This is a genomic window from Staphylococcus sp. HMSC056G08 (assembly GCF_001812305.1).
Taxonomy (GTDB): domain Bacteria; phylum Bacillota; class Bacilli; order Staphylococcales; family Staphylococcaceae; genus Staphylococcus; species Staphylococcus simulans.
In genome coordinates this window covers 1-306 of sequence record NZ_KV808517.1, presented here as the reverse complement: position 1 = coordinate 306, position 306 = coordinate 1, and the positions used below count along the sequence as shown (strand labels likewise).

General features: G+C 40.5%; 1 protein-coding gene. It reads left to right on the top strand.

What is annotated here, in order from left to right; translation table 11 throughout:
- Positions 1 to 306: SdrD B-like domain-containing protein (locus tag HMPREF2846_RS10435; protein WP_141751881.1), on the top strand; the 306-nt coding region annotated here is incomplete at both ends.

Genomic DNA, 306 nt, shown 5'->3' with positions numbered 1-306 from the left:
CAGAAGGTTACGAACCAACAACACCGAATGTCGGTAATCCTGAATTAGATTCAAACGGTACGACAACAACAGTTACTGTTAATAACGGCGATGATAAAACAATCGACAGCGGTTTCTACAAACCAGTACAAGAAACACCACAAGAACCAGCAACTTACACAGTTGGTGATAAAGTTTGGGAAGACACAAACAAAGACGGAGTACAAAACTCAAATGAACCAGGTATCCCTGGTGTTGAAGTAACATTAACGAAACCAGACGGTTCAACAGTTACGACAACAACAGACAATAACGGTAACTATGAGT